Below are 3137 nucleotides of genomic sequence, written 5' to 3' on the forward strand. Positions count from 1 at the left end.
ATCGATCGGCGAAATGGATTTATTTTTGACAGTCAAAGTCGGCGTGGCGATTGTCACGCCTGCACAGCAGAACGCGGAAGAATTGGTCCGCTGCGCTGACAGTGCGTTATCGAAGGCGAAAGAACGCATCGGCGAGGCGGTCTGCTATTTTGAAAATGAGCAAGATGAAGTAATGATGCGCGATTTACGCGTTGCCAATGCATTGACTGCGGCACTTAAACGAAAAGAAATCAGTGTCTTCCTGCAGCCGAAAGTGGCGCTCGAAAGCCGGGACATCCTTGGCTTTGAGGCGCTGGCCCGCTGGAAGTCGCCGGAACTCGGGGATATTTCGCCCGCTATTTTCATCCCGGCTGCGGAGAAGAACGGCAAGATCCGCCAACTCGAGCAGCATGTCATCGAGCAAGTCTTGGCTTGGCTGAAAAAACGCCAGGAGCAGGAGCTGGAGCTGCGTCAAGTGGCGATCAATATTTCAGCTGAACATTTCTTCCACCACTCCTTCGTGCCCCACCTGGTGGACGAAACGAAAAAATTCGGCGTGGATCCGAAATGGATTCAGCTCGAGATTACCGAGCGCATTGGCGTCGTCGATATCGATACGGCAGGCACAGTATTCGATCAGTTGAAAAAATACGGCTTTGCGACCTCCATCGACGATTTCGGAACCGGCTATTCGTCACTCAGCTATCTCCAGAAGCTGCCTGTCGAAGAAATTAAGATCGACCGTTCCTTTGTGTCCAATATGGAAGAACACGGGACGCGCGCTGTCATCCGGACCATCATCCAATTGGCAGATAATCTAGGGCTGCGGGCAGTGGCGGAAGGCGTCGAGACAGAAAACGACCGAACGCAATTGCTTGAGATGGGCTGCACAATCGCCCAAGGCTTTTTGTTTCATCGGCCGATGCCGCTCGATGAAGCGCATCTACTTTAACCGGGGCACTTGTCCCCGGTTTTTATTTTGCCCATGGAAGTTGACTGAATAATTCTAATGCAGGGGTGAAGCTCTAAACCTTTTCGTTTTCTGTTATACTGTTTAGGAAAATGTATGAAAAAGGAGAGATACACTGTGGGAAAAGTATTCGTTTTTGACCATCCGCTGATTCAGCATAAACTGACGTATATCCGTGACAAATCGACTGGAACAAAAGAATTCCGTGAATTGGTTGATGAGATTTCAACTTTAATGGCCTTTGAAATTACGCGTGAGCTTCCGCTTCAGGAAATCGATGTGGAAACGCCGGTGCAAGTTGCCAAGTCAAATGTCTTGGCCGGGAAAAAATTAGGCATCGTTCCGATCTTGCGCGCAGGAATTGGAATGGTTGATGGTGTCTTGAAATTGATTCCAGCGGCAAAGGTTGGCCATATCGGCTTGTACCGTGATCCGGAAACTTTACAGCCCGTGGAATACTACTTTAAAATGCCTTCAGATGTCTCTGAACGCGAATTGATTGTCGTCGATCCGATGCTTGCGACAGGCGGCTCTGCAATTGAAGCGGTCAACTCGTTGAAAAAACGCGGTGCGACAAAAATCAAGTTCATGTGCATCATCGCGGCTCCAGAAGGTGTGGAAGCTTTGCAAAAAGCACATCCGGATGTCGACATCTATATCGCAGCACTCGATGAAAAGCTCAACGAGAAAGGCTATATCGTGCCTGGCCTCGGAGATGCTGGAGATCGCTTGTTCGGAACAAAATAAGAAAGCGGGTTGATCAGAAGTGACGAAAAAATGGAAAGTGATGACGATTTTCGGTACACGTCCAGAAGCGATTAAAATGGCGCCTCTTGTGCTGGAACTGCAGAAGCACCCAGAAACGATCGAACCGCTTGTGACTGTGACCGCACAGCATCGCCAAATGCTTGACCAAGTGCTCGAAACATTCGGCATCACCCCCGATTTCGATTTGAACATCATGAAAGACCGCCAAACCTTGAGTGATGTCACGGTGCGGGCCATGCAAGGCCTGGACGACGTGATGAAAGAAGCGAAACCGGATATCGTGTTGGTCCATGGAGATACGACGACAACATTCGCGGCAAGTTTGGCCGCTTTGTACAATCAAATCTCAATCGGTCACGTAGAAGCCGGGCTTCGGACCCACAACAAGTACTCTCCTTTCCCGGAAGAGATGAACCGCCAATTGACAGGCGTCATGGCGGACATCCATTTTGCGCCGACCGAGAAGTCTGCACAGAATCTGCGTGATGAGAATAAAAAAGAAGAAACCATCTATATTACGGGCAATACGGCAATCGATGCCTTGCAGACGACGGTGCGTGATAATTACCAGCACCCGGTGCTCGATAAAATCGGGAGCGACCGCATGATCCTATTGACCGCCCACCGCCGCGAAAACCTCGGCGAACCGATGCGCAATATGTTCCGTGCGATCAAGCGCTTGACCGAAGAGCATGAGGACATTCAAGTGGTCTATCCGGTCCACATGAATCCAGCTGTTCGCGAAGTGGCAGACGAAGTGCTTGGGCGCGACCCGCGCATCCACTTGATCGAGCCGCTCGAAGTATTGGATTTCCATAACTTCGCAGCCCAGTCTTATTTCATCCTGACCGATTCAGGCGGGGTGCAGGAAGAAGCGCCGTCTCTCGGCAAGCCAGTTTTGGTGTTGCGCGATACAACGGAACGGCCGGAAGGCATCGATGCCGGCACTTTGAAACTTGCCGGCACGGATGAGGAAACGATTTACCGCCTCGGTAAGGAATTGCTGACAGATGCCTCTGCGTATGAAGCGATGTCGCAAGCATCGAATCCGTATGGCGACGGTAAAGCATCACAGCGAATCGTGGAAGCTTTGCACAAGTATTTCGGCGAATTGTAGGGAAAAGGGGAGTAGAGGGCTCATTGGATATGGGGTAGCCTAGCTTCTACTTGGCTGCCTCCGCTTTTCTTATTGTCTAGCTCCGGCAGCCAGACCCTCGAGGTCACAAGCCACTTTGCTTATGCGGCAAAAGGCGCCGCGTCAGCAAATCGTCTTGTGCTTGTCAGGTCTAAACGGCTGCCTCCGCTTTTCTTGGTGTCTAGCTCGAGCGCCTAGCTCCTCGGGTCATAAGCCGTTCCAGCATTGCGGCAAAGAGCGCCGCATTGCTGATCCGTCTTACGCCTGACGGAGCTGGGCAGGCGC

The 3137-nt window shown here is 51.3% G+C and carries 3 protein-coding genes; all 3 read left to right on the forward strand.

Annotated features, from left to right (window positions below; genetic code table 11):
• Positions 1-931: putative bifunctional diguanylate cyclase/phosphodiesterase (locus tag ON064_RS17810; RefSeq protein WP_274625816.1), on the forward strand; the 931-nt coding region annotated here is incomplete at its 5' end.
• Between the two features lie 135 nt (positions 932-1066).
• The gene (gene upp / locus ON064_RS17815; protein ID WP_058382961.1) at positions 1067-1696 is read left to right on the forward strand and encodes a uracil phosphoribosyltransferase; all 630 of its coding nucleotides are present in this window, start codon (positions 1067-1069) and stop codon (positions 1694-1696) included.
• A gap of 19 nt (positions 1697-1715) precedes the next feature.
• Positions 1716-2834 (forward strand): non-hydrolyzing UDP-N-acetylglucosamine 2-epimerase, encoded by a 1119-nt coding sequence (gene wecB, locus ON064_RS17820; protein ID WP_274625817.1) that lies wholly within the window; start codon positions 1716-1718, stop codon positions 2832-2834.
• Positions 2835-3137 lie beyond the last annotated feature (303 nt).

Source organism: Planococcus sp. A6 (genome assembly GCF_028823615.1).
Lineage (GTDB): Bacteria > Bacillota > Bacilli > Bacillales_A > Planococcaceae > Planococcus.